General features: G+C 37.5%; 21 protein-coding genes, 1 tRNA gene and 1 pseudogene. 15 read left to right on the forward strand and 8 right to left on the reverse strand.

Annotation, left to right across the window (positions count from 1 at the left end; translation table 11 throughout):
• The first annotated feature begins 236 nt into the window (after positions 1–236).
• Together H9N25_RS18055 and H9N25_RS18060 are read left to right on the forward strand one after the other, a co-directional pair.
• The gene (locus tag H9N25_RS18055) at positions 237–1,040 is read left to right on the forward strand and encodes an SDR family oxidoreductase (RefSeq protein ID WP_190326778.1); all 804 of its coding nucleotides are present in this window, start codon (positions 237–239) and stop codon (positions 1,038–1,040) included.
• A 60-nt stretch (positions 1,041–1,100) separates the two neighbouring features.
• The gene (locus H9N25_RS18060) at positions 1,101–2,009 is read left to right on the forward strand and encodes a helix-turn-helix domain-containing protein (RefSeq protein WP_190326779.1); all 909 of its coding nucleotides are present in this window, start codon (positions 1,101–1,103) and stop codon (positions 2,007–2,009) included.
• Between the two features lie 20 nt (positions 2,010–2,029).
• Here the strand turns inward: H9N25_RS18060 and H9N25_RS18065 are convergent.
• From H9N25_RS18065 to H9N25_RS18080, 4 genes are all read right to left on the reverse strand, one after another.
• Positions 2,030–2,114 (reverse strand) — tRNA-Ser (locus tag H9N25_RS18065).
• A gap of 2 nt (positions 2,115–2,116) precedes the next feature.
• The gene (locus H9N25_RS18070) at positions 2,117–2,359 is read right to left on the reverse strand and encodes a GIY-YIG nuclease family protein (RefSeq protein ID WP_190326780.1); all 243 of its coding nucleotides are present in this window, start codon (positions 2,357–2,359) and stop codon (positions 2,117–2,119) included.
• Between the two features lie 188 nt (positions 2,360–2,547).
• Positions 2,548–3,978 (reverse strand): pyruvate kinase, encoded by a 1,431-nt coding sequence (gene pyk / locus H9N25_RS18075; RefSeq protein ID WP_190326781.1) that lies wholly within the window; start codon positions 3,976–3,978, stop codon positions 2,548–2,550.
• A gap of 150 nt (positions 3,979–4,128) precedes the next feature.
• Positions 4,129–4,548, reverse strand: coding sequence for an IPExxxVDY family protein (locus H9N25_RS18080; protein WP_057931852.1), 420 nt, complete (start codon positions 4,546–4,548; stop codon positions 4,129–4,131).
• Positions 4,549–4,706: 158 nt separating this feature from the next.
• Between H9N25_RS18080 and H9N25_RS18085 the strand changes: the two genes are divergently transcribed.
• The 3 genes from H9N25_RS18085 to rnc all read left to right on the forward strand — a co-directional run bounded on the left by H9N25_RS18085 (position 4,707) and on the right by rnc (position 7,041).
• Positions 4,707–4,943: an acyl carrier protein gene (locus H9N25_RS18085; RefSeq protein ID WP_008508386.1), complete on the forward strand. Its 237-nt coding sequence runs from the start codon at positions 4,707–4,709 to the stop codon at positions 4,941–4,943.
• Between the two features lie 21 nt (positions 4,944–4,964).
• Complete coding sequence (gene fabF / locus H9N25_RS18090) at positions 4,965–6,218, forward strand: beta-ketoacyl-ACP synthase II (protein ID WP_167297296.1); 1,254 nt, start codon at positions 4,965–4,967, stop codon at positions 6,216–6,218.
• Positions 6,219–6,312: 94 nt separating this feature from the next.
• Positions 6,313–7,041: a ribonuclease III gene (gene rnc, locus H9N25_RS18095; protein WP_086548051.1), complete on the forward strand. Its 729-nt coding sequence runs from the start codon at positions 6,313–6,315 to the stop codon at positions 7,039–7,041.
• Positions 7,042–7,182: 141 nt separating this feature from the next.
• Here rnc and H9N25_RS18100 read toward each other — a convergent pair whose 3' ends face one another.
• The 3 genes from H9N25_RS18100 to H9N25_RS18110 form a co-directional block, all read right to left on the reverse strand.
• Entirely contained in the window at positions 7,183–7,326 is a 144-nt protein-coding gene (locus tag H9N25_RS18100; protein ID WP_190326782.1) for a hypothetical protein, read from the reverse strand.
• Between the two features lie 131 nt (positions 7,327–7,457).
• Positions 7,458–7,892 carry a hypothetical protein gene (locus tag H9N25_RS18105; protein WP_190326783.1) on the reverse strand — a complete coding sequence of 145 codons (435 nt, stop codon included), beginning with the start codon at positions 7,890–7,892 and terminating at the stop codon, positions 7,458–7,460.
• Positions 7,893–7,898: 6 nt separating this feature from the next.
• Positions 7,899–8,615 carry a hypothetical protein gene (locus H9N25_RS18110; protein WP_190326784.1) on the reverse strand — a complete coding sequence of 239 codons (717 nt, stop codon included), beginning with the start codon at positions 8,613–8,615 and terminating at the stop codon, positions 7,899–7,901.
• Between the two features lie 225 nt (positions 8,616–8,840).
• On the opposite strand from H9N25_RS18110, the gene H9N25_RS18115 reads away from it, so the two are divergent.
• The 8 genes and pseudogenes from H9N25_RS18115 to H9N25_RS18150 all read left to right on the forward strand — a co-directional run bounded on the left by H9N25_RS18115 (position 8,841) and on the right by H9N25_RS18150 (position 14,881).
• Positions 8,841–9,569, forward strand: coding sequence for a lysophospholipid acyltransferase family protein (locus tag H9N25_RS18115; protein WP_167297299.1), 729 nt, complete (start codon positions 8,841–8,843; stop codon positions 9,567–9,569).
• A gap of 361 nt (positions 9,570–9,930) precedes the next feature.
• On the forward strand, positions 9,931–10,794 hold the full coding sequence (locus H9N25_RS18120) for a YicC/YloC family endoribonuclease (protein ID WP_190329178.1): 864 nt from the start codon (positions 9,931–9,933) through the stop codon (positions 10,792–10,794).
• A gap of 58 nt (positions 10,795–10,852) precedes the next feature.
• Positions 10,853–11,419, forward strand: coding sequence for a guanylate kinase (gene gmk, locus H9N25_RS18125; RefSeq protein WP_167297300.1), 567 nt, complete (start codon positions 10,853–10,855; stop codon positions 11,417–11,419).
• Positions 11,420–11,455: 36 nt separating this feature from the next.
• Positions 11,456–11,659, forward strand: coding sequence for a type II toxin-antitoxin system VapB family antitoxin (gene vapB / locus H9N25_RS18130; protein WP_167297301.1), 204 nt, complete (start codon positions 11,456–11,458; stop codon positions 11,657–11,659).
• Positions 11,659–12,042 carry a type II toxin-antitoxin system VapC family toxin gene (locus H9N25_RS18135; protein WP_167297302.1) on the forward strand — a complete coding sequence of 128 codons (384 nt, stop codon included), beginning with the start codon at positions 11,659–11,661 and terminating at the stop codon, positions 12,040–12,042. The genes vapB and H9N25_RS18135 overlap by 1 nt, the downstream gene beginning before the upstream one ends.
• A gap of 9 nt (positions 12,043–12,051) precedes the next feature.
• A pseudogene (gene nadD, locus H9N25_RS18140) lies at positions 12,052–12,623 on the forward strand (nicotinate (nicotinamide) nucleotide adenylyltransferase).
• Between the two features lie 140 nt (positions 12,624–12,763).
• Positions 12,764–14,464 (forward strand): glycoside hydrolase family 3 protein, encoded by a 1,701-nt coding sequence (locus tag H9N25_RS18145; RefSeq protein WP_190326785.1) that lies wholly within the window; start codon positions 12,764–12,766, stop codon positions 14,462–14,464.
• Positions 14,465–14,677: 213 nt separating this feature from the next.
• Entirely contained in the window at positions 14,678–14,881 is a 204-nt protein-coding gene (locus H9N25_RS18150; RefSeq protein ID WP_190326786.1) for a hypothetical protein, read from the forward strand.
• A gap of 83 nt (positions 14,882–14,964) precedes the next feature.
• Here the strand turns inward: H9N25_RS18150 and H9N25_RS18155 are convergent, their stop codons facing one another.
• A complete protein-coding gene (locus H9N25_RS18155; protein WP_190326787.1) occupies positions 14,965–15,498 on the reverse strand; it encodes a thioredoxin family protein in 534 nt (177 codons plus the stop codon).
• Between the two features lie 192 nt (positions 15,499–15,690).
• Between H9N25_RS18155 and H9N25_RS18160 the strand changes: the two genes are divergently transcribed.
• On the forward strand, positions 15,691–16,350 hold the full coding sequence (locus tag H9N25_RS18160; RefSeq protein ID WP_190326788.1) for a TatD family hydrolase: 660 nt from the start codon (positions 15,691–15,693) through the stop codon (positions 16,348–16,350).
• Positions 16,351–16,480: 130 nt separating this feature from the next.
• Positions 16,481–17,275: a tRNA threonylcarbamoyladenosine dehydratase gene (locus H9N25_RS18165; RefSeq protein WP_190326789.1), complete on the forward strand. Its 795-nt coding sequence runs from the start codon at positions 16,481–16,483 to the stop codon at positions 17,273–17,275.
• Positions 17,276–17,321: the final 46 nt, after the last annotated feature.

Raw genomic sequence — 17,321 nt, forward strand, 5'->3', positions numbered from 1 at the left:
CGTTTTTTAACTATATTTTTCCAAGCGCAATAATGGTGCAAGTATTGGCGTTATCCTTACAGCAAAGCGACAATAATTAAGGTAAAATTACCTGGATTTTCTCTCAAATAAGGCGCTTTAGCTTCCCCCCTTTCAAAAAAAACAGCTGTCATTTAGACTACAAGCAAACTCAATTTGGCTACATCAGCATCTGCGCTTTGCCGCAACTTTGTATTGTTAATTTAAAACAATAGAAAATGCAAAAGACAATTTTTATTACAGGAGCTTCTACAGGTTTGGGAAATGCTGCTGCCAAATTATTTCAGCGCAAAGGTTGGAATGTAATTGCTACCATGCGCAACCCTGAAAAAGATACAGAATTAAGTGCATTAAGCAACGTTACCGTACTTCCTTTGGATGTGACCAACCTTGCTCAGATTCAATCAACTACAAAAAAAGCAATTGAACAAGGTGTAGATGTAGTATTTAACAATGCTGGTTATGGTTTAATTGGGCCATTAGAAGCACTGAGCGACGAACAGATCGTAAAACAGCTTAACACAAATCTGTTAGGTGTAATCCGTGTTACGCAGGCATTCATCCCTTATTTCAGAGCAAAGAAAGAAGGTTTGTTTATCGCAACAACTTCTATCGGCGGATTAATCGCTTTCCCGCTAGGCTCAACCTATCATGCTACAAAATGGGCATTGGAAGGCTGGAGCGAAAGCATGGCTTTTGAGCTGAACACTTTTGGTGTAAACATCAAAACCGTATCGCCAGGAGGAATTGCAACAGATTTTTCGGGCCGTTCTTTAGAACTGGCAAGCAACGAAGATTATGATCCGATGGTACAATCAATGATGGCAGGTTTTGGTTCAATGATGGAAACGGCTTCTTCTCCTGAGCAAATTGCTGCAGTTGTATACGAAGCGGCTACAGATGGCAAAAACAAACTGCGTTATGTAGCTGGTGAAGATGCCAAGGCCTTATATGCACAGCGACTGGCACAGGGTGATGAAGCTTTCAGAGCCGATTTTGCCAAGGTATTTTTAGGTAATTAATTACCGAGGGCAATGCAAACCCAATATTTTGTGTTGCCCTAATATTTGTACTTTTATATTATGGAAAAGAAAGCCCCTTTACGCATTTCAACAATCTCTGAAATACATGCGTTGCTGCAGGTTCCTAGACCCACGCATCCGTTGATCAGTTTGGTCGATAATTCGCTGATGGCCACCAATACAGAAATGTTAGACCGTCCGTTTTTTTTCAACTTTTATAAGATTTCCTATAAATATTCAACAACAGGCCGAATGGGCTATGGGCAGGGTTATTACGACTTTAACGAGGGCGGTATGATGTTTACCTCACCAAACCAGTTGATTTATGCAGATAATGAAGCTAAATATTATGGGGCTACACTTCTGTTCCACCCCGACCTCATCCGGAACTATCCGCTAGGATCGACCATAAAGAAATATGGTTTCTTCTCTTACGAAACCAATGAAGCGTTATTTCTGTCAGACAAGGAGAAGAAAATAATTTTAGGACTATTCGATAATATTAATGAAGAACTGAACACTTCTATAGATGAAATTAGCCAGGATGTGCTGGTGTCTTACATCGAAGTGTTGCTCAATTATAGCAACCGTTTTTACAAACGTCAGTTTATTACCAGAAAGGTGGTAAATAATGATGTATTAACTAAAATAGAACACTTATTGGAGAATTATTTTACTGATGAAAAATCTTTGGTTAGCGGATTGCCAACAGTTGAATACCTAGCCGCAGAGGCAAACCTTTCGCCACGTTATTTAAGCGATATGCTCAGGGCTTTGACTGGACAGAATACCCAGCAACTTATTCACGAAAAGTTAGTTGAAAAAGCAAAAGAAAAACTTTCGACGACTGAATTATCAGTAAGTGAAATTGCCTACCAGCTGGGTTTTGAGCATCCACAATCATTTAGTAAGTTCTTTAAAACAAAAACGCATTTATCTCCCTTGGAGTTTAGGCATTCTTTTAATTAGAACTTGGGATAGATCTAAAGCGGAGAGGGCGGGATTCGAACCCGCGGTACCTTGCAGTACACACGCTTTCCAAGCGTGCTCGATCGACCACTCTGACACCTCTCCGGTTATATGATTTTATTTTGTTTCAAATAAATGTAGCCATTTACAGACTTATAATATTGTTCTCTTCTAAAAGCTTCACTTCTTGAATTAAATTCTTCAAAAAAGTGAATGATGAAAGGGCGCCTAGCTTTCGTCGATTTTACATCTCCCCTATTATGCTTGATTAATCTTATTTCCAGGTTTTCAATACTCCCATAATAGTACTTCCCATCTTTCTCGCTTTTCAAAATATAACTATAAAACATAATTATCTTTTATTGCACAAAGATTAATTTATTAGTCACTACTTTCCAAGCGTGCTCGATCAACACTCCCCATAGGGGTCCTTCGGACTGACACCTCTCCGTGCTGGATTGCAAAAGTATATTTTTTATTGATAAAAAAAATGCTCCCGATCAAAATCAGGAGCATTTTATAAATATGATATCAGAAATTAATCTATAACCGTAATTTTTAACATATTGGTTTTACCTTTTGCTTCTATTGGGATAGCGGCAGTATTGATAATGATATCACCTTGTTTAACCAGTTTCTTGCTTTTTAAGAACTCGTTTACCTCAATGATAGTGTTATCTGTACTTTCCCACTTATCGTAATAGAAACCTCTTACACCCCAAAGTAAACTTACTGCATTTAATAATGCCCTGTTGCTGGTAAAAATAAAGGTTAAAGCTTCCGGACGGTGACTTGAGATTTCGAAAGCAGTGTAACCGCTTAAAGTCATCGATACAATACCTACGGCGTTAGTTTGTTTCGCTAAGAAACAAGCTGAATCGCAAATCGCATCACTTAAGAAAGATGGCGATTTTGGTTTTAAAAACTTATCAGGATTGAAAGGATAATTGTTCTGCTCAATGTTCTGGATAATTTTTTGCATGGTTTCGATTACAATGAGTGGAAATTCTCCAACTGAAGTTTCGCCGCTTAACATCACTGCATCAGCACCATCTAAAACAGAGTTGGCCACATCATTTACCTCTGCACGTGTTGGGCGAGGGGTAGTGATCATGCTCTCTAACATTTGTGTAGCTACAATTACAGGTTTAGAAGCTGCTCTACATTTAGCAACAATCATTTTCTGTAACAATGGAACCTCTTCCATCGGACATTCAACACCCAAATCGCCACGGGCAACCATAATACCATCTGTTGCAGCAATAATTTCGTCGATGTTCGCAATAGCCTCTGGTTTTTCTATTTTAGCAATTACACGTGCTGTTTTACCACGCTCAGCAATAATCTTTTTAAGTTCGATAATATCTTCTGCCTTACGCACAAAAGATAAACCGATCCATTCTACATCGTTTTCTAAAACAAATTCTAAGTTTTCGCGGTCTTCTGGTGTTAATGAAGGAATAGAAACTTTAGTATTTGGAAGGTTTACACCTTTTCTTGAAGTTAAAATACCACCGTGAACAACCTCACAAACTACTTCATCTTTTAAATTGGTAGAAATCACTTTCATCTGAAGCTTTCCATCATCCAAAAGAATAATTTCGCCAGCCTGAACATCCTGAGGGAAGTTTTGGTAAGTAATGTAAATACGTTCTTCGTTACCAATGCATTCGGTAGTTGTAATTACGGTAGTTTTACCATTGATCAGGTTAATGCCACCTTCTTTCACTAAACCGATACGGATTTTAGGACCTTGTAAATCGGCAAGGATACCTACATTATAATCGTATTTCTGGTTTAAATCGCGGATGGTATCCAAAACCGCCTGGTGATCTGCTTGTGATCCGTGTGAAAAATTTAACCGGCAAACATCTAAACCTGCGTTAAACATACTATATAATACATCTGGTTTTGCTGATGCAGGCCCAAGCGTGGCAACAATTTTAGTTCTCGAATGAAAAGGTTTCATTTAATTAATTGATTTTAGCAATGCAGTTTAAGAAAGCATTAATTATTATCTAAAATAATCAAACTGCATTAAAATTTATATATTTTGTTTTTTTGTTCTTTGTTTGTAACCGTCAAATATAGTGTATTTAATACACCAAGTATATAATTTTTATATTACCAAATTCTCACGGCTCTTTAACTTGGTCGGATCTATCTTTGCAGCCACCTGTATATCAGGCAGTTTATTTAAACCATTGATTAAATAATCCAAATCTTCCTTATCAATAAATTCTTTAATAATAATAAAAAAATCTACTTTGTTCATCTCCGGAATTAGAAAACCATCGCTGCTTTTATTGCAAATTAAGTAGTATTCTACCTCACCTTGCTCTACAAAAAAGTAATATTTGGAGAAAGACCAGGCTGGTTCGTCGATATTAAAAAATATTTCATGGTCTTCTATTTTTTCAAATTGTGTATTTAGCCGGGTATTAATTTTGTGGCAAAGTACATAGTCTTTTAAGGGTGCTGTGATCGCAATTAGTATAAAATCAAGGTCTAAGGTAAGTTTTAGGTAAGTCTTATTCAAAGCGAAATAAATTATTTACAGAACGAAATTAAAAAACTAATTCTATATTCGCTGTGTTATTGAGATACCAAAATTACGTATCGAAATAAAAACATTTGAAAATTGTAAGAATTTATTTTTCTTTGCACAGAATTATTTAACCATTAAATTATAAAATTATGTCTGATATTGCTTCAAGAGTTAAGGCTATTATCGTAGAAAAACTAGGTGTTGACGAAAGCGAAGTTACGCCAGAGGCTTCATTCACCAACGATTTAGGTGCAGATTCTTTAGATACCGTAGAATTGATTATGGAATTTGAAAAAGAATTCAATGTAGCTATTCCTGATGATCAGGCTGAAACCATCGGTACAGTTGGCCAAGCGATTGCTTATTTGGAAAAAAACGTTAAATAGAATTACGCTTTTTCAGTATAAATGGAATTAAAAAGAGTAGTAGTAACAGGGTTGGGTGCGCTCACTCCTATAGGCAATAATGTTCCTGATTTTTGGGAAGGATTGACTAACGGGGTGAGTGGCGCTGCTCCTATTAAGGGTTTTGACACTGAAAAGTTCAAGACCAAATTCGCATGCGAGGTTAAAAATTTTAATCCTGAAGACTTTTTGGAGAAAAAAGAAGCCCGCAAGCTAGATCCGTTTGTACAATATGCTCTTGTAGCAACAGATGAGGCTGTTAAGGATGGTGGTTTTGATTTTGAAAAATTAGATACCAACCGGATCGGAGTAATCTGGGGTGCGGGCATAGGTGGATTGAAAACTTTCCTGGATGAAATTTCTAATTTCGCTAAAGGAGATGGTACACCAAGATACAATCCATTTTTTATCCCTAAAATGATCGTGGATATCGCTCCAGGGCATATCTCTATCAGATACGGCCTGCGTGGGCCAAATTTTGCAACTGTTTCGGCATGTGCTTCTTCAACAAACGCCATGATTGATGCATTTAACTATATCCGTTTGGGTATGGCTGATGTAATTATTAGTGGCGGTTCAGAAGCCATCATCAATGAGGCAGGTATGGGTGGTTTTAATGCCATGCATGCATTATCAACACGTAACGAAGATCCGGCAACAGCATCACGTCCTTTTGATAAGGATCGCGATGGCTTCGTAGCTGGAGAAGGTGCAGGGACAATTATTTTAGAAGAACTCGAACATGCAAAAGCAAGAGGTGCAAAAATTTATGCAGAGCTTGTGGGCGGTGGAATGAGTGCCGATGCCAATCACATCACGGCACCGCATCCAGAAGGTTTGGGCGCTAGAATGGTAATGACCAACGCACTTAAAGATGCTGGTTTAACAACTGCTGATATAGATTATATCAATGTACACGGTACTTCTACACCACTCGGTGATATTAGCGAAACCAAAGCCATTGGTACATTATTTGGTGAAGATGCTTATCGATTAAACATCAGCTCAACCAAATCGATGACTGGCCACCTTTTGGGTGCTGCCGGAGCTATTGAGGCTATTGCAGCAATTCTTTCTGTTAAAAATGATATTGTTCCTCCAACAATCAATCACTTTACTGATGATCCAGCATTTGACCCTAAATTGAATTTTACTTTTAACAAGGCGCAAAAACGTACTGTTAGAGCCGCTTTAAGTAATACATTCGGTTTTGGTGGCCATAATGCTTCTGTTATTTTTAAAAAATACGAGGATTAATTTAAGACAGCCTGCTATATAATTTTGTATGCTAATTAAAAATAGATAACTTAGTTAAATATGCTAATTAGCCGTTAATTGTGTTATTTATTTAATGCCGATATTAAAATTATATAAACTTTATCTCTCTCCCGAAAAGGAGTTTGTTAAAAAGCTGAAAAACATCTTAGGCTTTGTTCCAGGCAATGTTACGCTCTATAAAATGGCGTTCAGACATCGATCTGTAGCAAAGGTGCTAAAAAATGGAAGCAGGAGCAGCAACGAACGCTTAGAATTTTTAGGCGATGCTGTTCTGGGTTCGGTAATAGCAGAGCTACTTTTTAAACATTATCCCTACAAAGAAGAAGGTTTTTTAACCGAAATGCGCTCGAAGATTGTAAACCGGGCTAATTTAAACCAATTGGCAAAAAAAATTGGTTTTGATAAGCTTATTCAGTTCGATCAGCGTTCGGTTAGCATACAAACCAAACACAATTCGATGCTGGGCGATGCTTTTGAAGCCATTGTCGGTGCCATTTATATGGATAAAGGATACAATTTTACCAAAGAGTTTTTGTTGCGTAGAATTGTAAAACCGCATATCGATATTCATACCCTGGAACTTACAGAAACCAATTTTAAAAGTAAATTGATCGAGTGGTGCCAACGCCATGGCAAAGACGTAATGTTCGAACTGGCAGAGAATAGTGAAGGTGAAAGTGCCAAGTTATTTACCATCAGTGCGATTGTTGAGGGCGAAAAATATGGAACCGGTAGGGATTACAATAAGAAAAACGCCGAAAAATTAGCAGCTGAAAAAGCGTGCGAAGCGTTGAGTATATAAAAAGTACACTGGTTCAATAGTTTTTGGTTCATTGGACAGGAGCGTTACTGCTTAATTGTATAAACTGTTTAATCAATTAACTGCCCGAATGAGTTAGCGTTTCGGACCTCCGACGTCGGACTACGGACTCCTGACTAAAAGCTACTTCCCCTTCCCCAACGTATCTGTAAATTTCTTTGAAGATTCTTTAATGTATTTAATGTAATCGTAACTGTTCCAGTACTGTGCTTTATCAAATTCAGGACGGCAGTTCAGCATGTATTTCTCCAAGGTATCACCTCTCAATTCGGTATTGTTTTTAATAATGCTCTGATTAAAATATACATCAATCTGCGATTGTTTAATTTCATTGTCGGCATACCGACCAAATCTCCGCGCATTTTTAGGATCTGTGCCGATGAGGTTATATAGTGCATTTAAGGGACTAAATATGGCCGATAAGAATGTCGTCTTACCCCATTGTATACCCCCTTGTTTTTAAATTCGCGCTTAATTTCGTCTAAATCCTCTTTTTTTGTATTTCCTCTGATGGTTACATCGGCAAGTGTAGTACTTCCCCTAACCAGGTAAATTACGAGATCCTTTTCGCTGTTTACCACAACACGCTGATCAATCAGATCCCTTTTAATTACCAGTAGTGTATCGCCCATTCTGGCTTTTAACTGAAACATACCAATATCATTACTCCCCACACCAATTCCAGTACGTAGGTTAGTAATCTCTGATAATGCAATCCTGATATTTGAGCCTTTCTCAATTACCACCCCTTTCACTATAAAATCCTGTGCCTTTGCAAAAAAGCTGATTGAGGTAAAAACGAAGAGTATAAAGACAAATTTAAAGTTTCTCATGGCGTGTTAATTTGTGTGCTTCAAAGTATCAGTGTATTTTTTAGCCGATTCTTTGATGTATTTAACAGCATCGTAATTGCTCCAATTAATGGTCATGCTGCGTGTCGGGTAATAATCGAGCAGAAATTTATCAAGATCTTTCCCTGTTAATGTAGTATTGTTCGAGACTAAACTCTTATTAAAAAATTTATCTACCTCGATCAAACTTAGCTCCTTTTTATAATAACGGTTAAAATTACGTGCTCTTGCTGGTGTTTTCCCAAAAAGCTCATAAAAAAAAGTTATCGGACTTCCTCCAAATGGGTTTAACAGAATTAACGGCGGTTTGCCAGCATAAAACGAACCATTTCTTTTCAGATCTCTTTTTATACTTTCCATTTCCTGCTTTTTGGTTTGTCCTTTAACCGTAACCTCCTCTAACATTGTACTCCCTCTAACTAAATAAACAAGTAGGTCGTCATCTGTTTTAACCACCACTTTTTGCTCATTCAGGTTTCTTTTTTGAATGAGCAGCGTATCGCCAATTCTGGCTTTTAACTGAAACATACCAATATCGTTGCTGGTTGTGCCCATTTTACTACGTATATTGATAATGCCAGCCAAAGCAACCCGCACATTTGAGCCTTTTTCAATCACTACACCCTTAAGTACAAAATCCTGGGCATTTATTTTTAAGCCCTGTATTAAAATGATCAGTAAAAGAATAATTTTCAAATGCTTCATTGCGTTAAAATGGCAAGTTAAATTATCTGATAGCGCTGATTAGGTTTCTATTTTAACAGCAGATTGGTTTTCTTGTTTGTTTTCTGCCTTAATTGTTACATCTTGAAAGGGAAACCATTTATCTCCCGTAATAAAAAAGGATTAAAAATACTTTCCTGTCTATCAATATTTTTGTAAAATTAACATTTGTTAACCTTGCAAACTGTTAAATAAACGTTAATAATCATGAGAAAACTACTGGGAGGGTTTTATTTACTCTATTCGGCAATTGTATTTTTTATACTCATGCTTATTGTTTGCCCCTTTATTCTCTTCAGTACTGGTATTTTTAAAGAGAAAACAGGAAGAAAAATTTCATTCTATTTTTTAAAATTCTGGGCATGGAGCTTTAGTCTTATCACTTTTCTATGGTTTTCAGCCAACGGAGAAAGAATTGACACTTCTCGGGCTTATATTTACGTAGGTAACCATAGTTCGTTTTTAGATGCGGTTGCCATTGTAATCTGTATTCCACAGGCTTTCAGTCCGCTGGGAAAGATAGAAATGCTTAAAATACCGGTATTTGGCTGGATTTACAAACGTTTGGTGGTGATGATTGATCGAAGTAGCCGAGAAAGCCGCGACCATTCTGTAGCCGAGCTGCGGAAAGACCTGGCCGACGGGCAATCGATTTTGATTTTTCCCGAAGGCACGATGAATAAATCCGATCAACCTTTAAATCCATTTTATGATGGGGCATTTCGTTTAGCCATAGAAACGCAGACACCCGTTTTACCTTTTGCCATATTGAACAGTAGGGCACATTTACCGCGTACAGCCCCACTTATGCTAAATCCCGGATTGATTAAAACTGTATTTGGCGAAGCTATCGAGGTAAAAGGTTTAGTAGCTGAGGATTTGGAAGAATTGAAAGCAAAAACTTTTAAGGCTATATTAAGCATGTTGGAAAAGTAACCTCATTTATTATCAGGAAATGAATGCTCCGGTACTTTTGGCTGAATCAGTCCTGCCGTCCGTTTTATTCCGATGAAGGATCGGAATGTTCACTTCCATCAGATTTAGGAATAGAGGTTCTGCATCATGTAGGCAACAGCCCCTGCCAAAAACTACTCCACTTTGTACATAAACCCGATTGCAGCGGGCACGTAGTATAACGAAGTAGAGCGTAAAGCGGGACTGCAATCCCCGAAGAAATACTGAACGCTGATTTTCTAAATGTAAAAGTATTTTATCAGCTAGTCTATAGCTATGACTCCTTACCCATTATTATTTCTCCTTTCGGCTTAAAACCCTATCTTTGCGCATGATAAAATCCATGACAGGATACGGCTTAGCAACAGCCGATTATGCAAATGCAAAGTATAGTGTCGAAATCAAATCGCTCAACAGTAAATTCCTGGAGCTGAATTTAAAATACCCTAAAGCTTTTTCTGATAAAGAGCTGATTCTGCGTAACATCTGCAGTAAAGACATTGAAAGGGGAAAAGTAAGTTTAAGCATCAATGTAGAGCGCACCAATGGCGAAGTTACTGGTGCCACCATTAATACTGCTTTATTAAGCCACTACTACAAACAACTTATTGCCGTTAATGACGAATTAGGTGCCGACAGCAGCAACTTGTTGCAAACTGCTTTAACTTTTCCGGATGTGATCAGCTATAAAGAGGAAAGTGTGAGTGAAGATGAGTGGAACCATTTATTCCAGATTTTCAATTCGGCTTTAGCCAATTTCAATAAATTCAGAGAAGATGAAGGCGCTGTTTTAAAGGCAGATTTAGAGCTGAGAATTAAAAACATTCTTTCTTATTTTAAATCTGTTGAGGAGTTAGAGCCTAAAAGAATTACTGCAATCCGTGATAAATTTGCCCAGTTTTTGGATGATGCAGTAGGCAAAGTAAATATTGATCAGAACCGTTTCGAACAGGAGTTGATTTATTATATCGATAAAATTGATATTACTGAAGAAAAAACACGGTTAAAAAGCCATTGTGATTATTTCTTGCAAACTTTAGCAAGCAAAGAAGCAAATGGAAAAAAAATGGGTTTCATTTCTCAGGAAATAGGAAGAGAAATCAATACCATGGGTGCTAAAGCAAATGATGCCCAGATGCAACAATTTGTTGTAGGTATGAAAGAAGAATTAGAAAAGATAAAAGAACAATTACTGAATGTGTTGTAACGTTAGGCGGCAAGCAATAAGCGCTTAACGCCAGACGCCAATCGCAAAATTTTTAAAAATGCAAGGCAAATTAATCATATTTTCGGCACCATCAGGAGCAGGTAAAACCACTATAGTACATCATTTGTTAACGAAATTTCCTGAGCTGAGCTTTTCTATTTCTGCAACTACCCGCGAATTGAGAGGCGCTGAAACACACGAAAACGATTACTATTTTATTAGCAAAGAAGAGTTTTTACACAAAGTTGCCCGCCAGGAATTTGTAGAATTCGAAGAGGTTTATAACGGAACCTTTTACGGCACCTTGCGTTCAGAAATAGAACGTATCTGGAACGAAGGCAAACATGTAATTTTCGATATTGATGTAGAGGGCGGTTTACGTTTAAAAAGAAAATACGAAGACGATGCGTTGGCGATTTTTGTTCAGCCACCATCATTGGAAGTATTGAAAGAACGTTTAAGCGGCCGTGGAACAGATAGCCCTGAAAAATTGCAGGAACGTTTTATCAAAGCCGAAAAAGAGCTGCTTTATGCTGACAAATTCGATGTGGTCTTAAAAAATTTCGATCTTAATACAGCCTGTGCAGAAGCAGAACAATTGGTAGGGGATTTCTTGAAGAAATAATTCTATTAAGAGCGCAGAAATTTTTATATTTGATTGATGACTGATATTCAATTATATAGCCAAATATCCTCATTGCCTTCAGATCTGAAGAAGCAAGTGTCTGATTTTGTCTCATCCCTAAAGAAAAAGTCGAAAGCCAGTAAAAAATTGAAAGAAAGACAATTTGGCTATGCCAAAGATTTCTTTAAAATGGCTGCTGATTTTGATGAACCATTAGAAGACTTTAAAGATTATATGTAATGCAGCTTCTGTTGGACACGCATACATTTATCTGGTTTATAAATGGAGATTCATCCTTGCCAAAGAAGGTAGTTAATGAAATTAAAAACCTCAATAATCAATGTTTTATTAGCATTGCTAGTATTTGGGAAATTGCAATTAAATCTAAATTAAACAAACTTTCTTTAAGCGCAGATTTCGAAAAAATTTTAGATTTTCTGGATCAAAATCAAATAGAAATATTGCCAATTTCGTTCGATCATATTATTACGCTGAATGAATTAGATTTTCATCATCGCGATCCATTTGATCGGATTTTAATTGCTCAGGGCATCTCTGAAAACTTAACGATTTTAACAAAAGACCAAAATTTTAGCTTTTATAAGGTTAAAGCGCTTTGGTAAATCACAAACATGAAAACGGGTCTTTTCTTCGGTTCATACAACCCCATCCATACGGGGCATTTAATTATTGCTAATTATATGGCTAACCATACCGAGCTTGATGAAGTATGGTTAGTTGTGTCGCCACATAATCCTTTAAAGGATAAAAGTGGTTTGACCAATATGTACGATCGTTTGGAAATGGCCAAATTGGCTACCGAAAATGCAGAACATATCCGCGTCAGTGATATCGAGTTTGCATTGCCGCAACCATCTTACACCATCGATACCTTAACCTATCTTCATGAGAAATATCCTGAAAAGGAATTTGTGCTAATTATGGGGCTGATAATCTGGTTTCATTCAAAAAATGGAAAAACTACGAGGTACTTTTAAGAAACTATCAGATTTATGTTTATCCACGCCCTGAAGCGAATGTGAGCGAATGGGAAAATCATCCTTCCATCACTTTTACCAAAACCCCTTTAATGGAAATTTCCTCAACTTTTATCCGCAAAGCCATTAAAGAGAAAAAGAATGTTCAGTTTTTTCTGCCCGATAAAGTGATCGATTTCATTGAAGGCAAGGGAATGTATAAATAGGAGCTCAATATTTCTAACCTATACCGCAACTAAAAAAGAACAGGCTTACAACACATTGTATTAAATCGATTACTTGGATTGGTTTTTGTTTAATTCGGCTTTTGATTACTAATTTAGCGGCAGCAGATACGACAAAACACGTGAAAAAAAACTTATTTATACTCATTGCCCTTTGTGGCGCTGCATTTTCGACAAGCGCACAACAGAAAACCTATTTAGAATTATTGGCGAATCAACCTAAATGGGTCGATTCGGTTTTTAATAAACTTAATCGTAGAGAGCGTATTGCACAGATGTTCTTTGTTAGGGCGCATACCAATCTGGGTAAAAAATATACCGATTCAGTTGGTCAGGTAATTAAAAAGGAACAATTGGGTGGGGTTATCTTTTTTCAGGGAGGCCCCGGCCGACAGGTTTTAGCCACCAATGCCTATCAGAAATTAAGCCGAGTGCCTCTTATTGTAGCAAATGATGGAGAATGGGGCCTGGGCATGCGTTTGGATAGTACCGTTTCTTATCCTTACCAAATGACTTTAGGCGCCATTCAAAACAAAGAACTTTTGTATAAAATGGGCCTGGAAATAGCTAAAGATTACAAACGTATGGGCATGCAAATGAATTTAGCTCCTGATGCCGATATTAATAACAACCCCAAAAACCCAGTTATCAATTACCGTTCTTTTGGCGAAAACAAATACAATGTAGCCAGTAAAGTTGCCGCTTATATGAAAGGCATGCAAGATGGCGGCTTATTAACCACATTGAAGCACTTTCCTGGTCATGGCGATACTGATGTAGATTCGCATTACGATTTGCCTCAGCTTACTTTTTCGGCCACACGTTTGGATACTTTAGAAATGTATCCATTCAAAGAACTGATTAAACAAGGGGCCTCCGGAGTGATGATTGCGCACATGAACATTCCCTCTTTAGATAATACTCCAAATTTGCCTTCTACACTTTCCAAGCCGATTGTTACGGGCATTTTAAAGCAGAAATTAGGCTTTAAAGGGCTGATTATTTCGGATGCAATGGACATGAAGGGTGTGGTAAAATACTTTAAAGATGGAGAAGCTGATTTGATGGGGATCATTGCCGGAAACGATATTATTGAGCTATCTGAAAACAGCGATAGGGCCATCAAATTGGTGCGTAAAGCAGTAAGACAAGATCGTGTAAGCATGGCCGAAATAGATCAGAGTGTGCGCAAAATATTGACTGCCAAATACTGGGCTGGCCTGGCCAGGCGCGATACCATTGTAACCCAGGGCATTGTTTCCGGGGTTAACCGAAATGCGAGCAATGCTTTAGTACAAGAGCTGGCCAATGCATCGGTAACTTTGTTAAAAGGTAAAGATTATATAAAACGTCTTATTCCAATCAGAAGAACAGCCATTATCAGTATTGGTGTACCTTCGGTAACCACTTTCCAAAAAGAGATTTCAAAAGGTTACTATAACTCTGTTTATTATGTATTGGATAAAGATGCAAGCGCTACGCAGATTTCGAACATTGCCCGCGAAATCGGTGCATTTGATCAGGTGATTGTTGGTATTCACGATAGCCGCGCAAGACCTGCAAACAATATACCGCTAAATGCAGGAGTAAAGAACTTTATTAAAGAATTATCAGCCAAAAATGCGGTTTTCGCTTTGTTTGCAAACCCATATAATCTGGCTGGCTTATCGGGCTTAGAAAACAGTAAAGGTTTGGTGGTAGCCTATCAAAAAGAAGATTATATGCAGATTTCAGCTGCTGCGGTAATTAATAACAGATTGATGCCAACGGGCAAATTACCCGTTAGTATCGCTCCGTTTTATAAATTCGGGGAAGGATTGTAATTGTTGACCACAAAGAAACGAAGAATAGGTATTTTAGCCACAGAAACGCAGATTTGTAAGGATTAGTATCCTTCATTAGCTTCACTCATGCCGTCACCCTGAATTTATTTCAGGGTCTATAATGTTATCTTTGCTCTTTTAGCTTTAGTCTTTTAGCTTTCCTTAAAACAATTTCATGCTCAAAACGATTATCTAATATAAAACCTTAATGTTATGATAGATCCAGAAGATGACAATTATTCGAACGATCCGAACGATGCCTTACGGAGTGAGGATGATGTAGAAAATATCAACGAAATTAATGGCGACGACACCAGCATTGAGCACGATAAAGATCTGCTGCAACAAGCCGATGAAGCATCAAGAGCCTCTTATGAGTTAAACCTCAATGATGAGGATGATGATTTGGATGACTAAAAAGAAAGCCGTCTCAATTTTTACTTTTGGACGGCTTTTAATATGCTATGCTAGGTTTAACATAAACCTTACGTCTTAAACTTCTATCTGGCCTTCGGCTTATAAGTTTCAGGATTAACCGCAGTGGTTGTCCATCCCTTTAAAAACGAGGTAATTTTTTTAACATCATGTCCAACTTTCTTTTTACCATTGGCAGCAACTTCATCTGTTTCTAAATAAGAAGAATTTTCGATGTGTAATACTTTGCCTTTGCCATCAAGGATTAAAAATACCGGAAAGCCGAAGCGTTGAGGATATCCTAAACTGGCCAAAACACTTTCGTTTTTATTTTCGGGGCTGTAATTAACCAGAACGGTTTCAAAATTATCATTAATGTATTTTTTTAATGTTGCTGTGCTGTCAACCAAATTATGGAATGCAATACACCAGCTACACCAGTTACCACCAACCTGTAACAAAACATGTTTATTCTCTTTGGCCGCTTTTGCAACTGCTGAAGCAATTTCTGCTTTGGCATCTGCCTGTGGATTATAGATATGAACGCCTTCTTTTTTTGCCTGGCTAAAAGCTGAGGTCGAAATTAATACAGCCGCAAATAAAATGACTAATCTTTTCATATTTTTTTTGAATAATAATGAGGCAAATTTAATAAAGTATAGTGTTACAATGGATTATTCGCAAATTCTTTACAGAATGAAAACATTGGACATTAATGGGCCCCTCTTAACAAGAGAAGCTTAATTCAAGATGTTTCTTCTATTTTCCATCTTCCTCCCTCATCTTCCATTTTTACCTATCTTTGCCCTGCGATGGATTTTTTAGACATACATACCCACAAAGTTGCTACCCAACCTGGTGTAATCAGTATTCAAAGTTTATCGTTAACCAGCGATATCTTTTTAGCAATGCCTAAAACCAAGCCAATTTCCGTTGGACTGCATCCCTGGTTTGCTAAAATTGATCAACTCGAACTGCAGATGAAATATCTAAGCGTTGTAGCCAATCAAACAAACGTAAAACAGATTGGAGAGTGCGGATTAGATAGGTTAAGGGGCGAAAATTTAGAAAATCAGATCATAATCTTGAAAAATCAGATCGAATTGGCAGAAAAGATCAATAAACCTTTGATTTTGCATTGCGTTAAATGTTTCGCTGAATTAATTGCTATTAAAGACCGGTTGAAAGTTAAAGTACCCATGGTTATTCATGGTTTTAATAAAAACGAAGAACTTGGCGAACAATTATTGGATAAAGGATTTCTACTTTCTTTTGGTTTAACCGCCTTGAAGGAAAACTCAGGAGCGGCAAAACTGATTCAAAGTACCAATAATTTTTTCCTGGAAACAGATGATGCTGATATTTCCATTGAGGAAATTTACCGGGCAGCAGCCATTTTAAAAAAATGTACTGTAGATGAACTCAAAGCTCGTATTTTTACCGACTGGAATAAATTGAATTTAAAAAACTAGCCACGGAGACACAGAAAACAAGGAAAGTTTTACTTCTTAGCTAAAGCAAGATAAAAACGAATCATGGAGTTATAACATTAACTAAATCTGTGTCCATCCTTTTCATCTGTGGTTAAATACAAAAATTGATATGTCTGACGTTAGCTGGCTTTCGCGCTCTGCCCTACTTGTTGGGAATGATGGAATAGATAAACTCCAATCGAAACATGTTTTAGTGATCGGTTTAGGTGGTGTAGGCTCTTTTGCCGCCGAATTTATTTGCCGCTCAGGAATTGGAGAAATGACCATTGTTGATGGTGATGTAGTGGACCCAACCAACCGGAACAGGCAGTTACCCGCTTTAGCAACCAATCATGGTGTGAGCAAGGCTGCAATTATGCAAGAACGTTTATTGTCTATTAATCCCGAATTAAAACTCCACGTGGTAAATACTTTCCTCACACCAGAGAAATGTCGGGAAATTTTAGAGGCCGATTTCGATTACATTATGGATTGTATTGATAGTGTAATGCCAAAAATCACTTTGTTAGGAACAGCATTGGAAAAGAATATTCCTATTGTAAGTTCAATGGGTGCTGGCGGTAAAATGGATCCCACACGCTTAAGGATTACGATGCTCCCTGATACTTATCAATGTGTTTTTGCCAGTTATGTACGCAAAAGATTAAATAAACTTGCCAATGCGGCAAAAATAAAAGCTGTTTTCTCCACAGAAGAAATGGATAAAAAATCTATGATCATGACTGATGGAAGCAATTTCAAACGCTCTGCTTATGGTACAGTTTCTTACCTGCCCGCAGCATTTGGTGGTGCTTGTGCATCGGTGGTAATCCGCGATTTGCTTGGCCTTCCCATCGAAATGGCCGAACGTCCAGCAAGGATAAGCCATAAAACACTCAATAAACGAAAAAGTAAAAAAGCCTGATCCTGATGAATTGTTGATATCATGATTTCCGGAAAATTTTAAATTG

It is taken from the genome of Pedobacter riviphilus, assembly GCF_014692875.1.
Lineage (GTDB): Bacteria > Bacteroidota > Bacteroidia > Sphingobacteriales > Sphingobacteriaceae > Pedobacter > Pedobacter riviphilus.

Bases quoted from the DNA above. Each gene is read 5' to 3' on its own strand.
- H9N25_RS18055 (WP_190326778.1), top strand. From the start codon at position 237: ATGCAAAAGACAATTTTTATTACAGGAGCTTCTACAGGTTTGGGAAAT.
- H9N25_RS18060 (WP_190326779.1), top strand. From the start codon at position 1,101: ATGGAAAAGAAAGCCCCTTTACGCATTTCAACAATCTCTGAAATACAT.
- H9N25_RS18070 (WP_190326780.1), bottom strand. From the start codon at position 2,359: ATGTTTTATAGTTATATTTTGAAAAGCGAGAAAGATGGGAAGTACTAT.
- pyk (WP_190326781.1), bottom strand. From the start codon at position 3,978: ATGAAACCTTTTCATTCGAGAACTAAAATTGTTGCCACGCTTGGGCCT.
- H9N25_RS18085 (WP_008508386.1), top strand. From the start codon at position 4,707: ATGTCTGATATTGCTTCAAGAGTTAAGGCTATTATCGTAGAAAAACTA.
- fabF (WP_167297296.1), top strand. From the start codon at position 4,965: ATGGAATTAAAAAGAGTAGTAGTAACAGGGTTGGGTGCGCTCACTCCT.
- rnc (WP_086548051.1), top strand. From the start codon at position 6,313: ATGCCGATATTAAAATTATATAAACTTTATCTCTCTCCCGAAAAGGAG.
- H9N25_RS18105 (WP_190326783.1), bottom strand. From the start codon at position 7,892: ATGAGAAACTTTAAATTTGTCTTTATACTCTTCGTTTTTACCTCAATC.
- H9N25_RS18110 (WP_190326784.1), bottom strand. From the start codon at position 8,615: ATGAAGCATTTGAAAATTATTCTTTTACTGATCATTTTAATACAGGGC.
- H9N25_RS18115 (WP_167297299.1), top strand. From the start codon at position 8,841: ATGAGAAAACTACTGGGAGGGTTTTATTTACTCTATTCGGCAATTGTA.
- H9N25_RS18120 (WP_190329178.1), top strand. From the start codon at position 9,931: ATGACAGGATACGGCTTAGCAACAGCCGATTATGCAAATGCAAAGTAT.
- gmk (WP_167297300.1), top strand. From the start codon at position 10,853: ATGCAAGGCAAATTAATCATATTTTCGGCACCATCAGGAGCAGGTAAA.
- vapB (WP_167297301.1), top strand. From the start codon at position 11,456: ATGACTGATATTCAATTATATAGCCAAATATCCTCATTGCCTTCAGAT.
- H9N25_RS18135 (WP_167297302.1), top strand. From the start codon at position 11,659: ATGCAGCTTCTGTTGGACACGCATACATTTATCTGGTTTATAAATGGA.
- H9N25_RS18150 (WP_190326786.1), top strand. From the start codon at position 14,678: ATGATAGATCCAGAAGATGACAATTATTCGAACGATCCGAACGATGCC.
- H9N25_RS18155 (WP_190326787.1), bottom strand. From the start codon at position 15,498: ATGAAAAGATTAGTCATTTTATTTGCGGCTGTATTAATTTCGACCTCA.
- H9N25_RS18160 (WP_190326788.1), top strand. From the start codon at position 15,691: ATGGATTTTTTAGACATACATACCCACAAAGTTGCTACCCAACCTGGT.
- H9N25_RS18165 (WP_190326789.1), top strand. From the start codon at position 16,481: ATGTCTGACGTTAGCTGGCTTTCGCGCTCTGCCCTACTTGTTGGGAAT.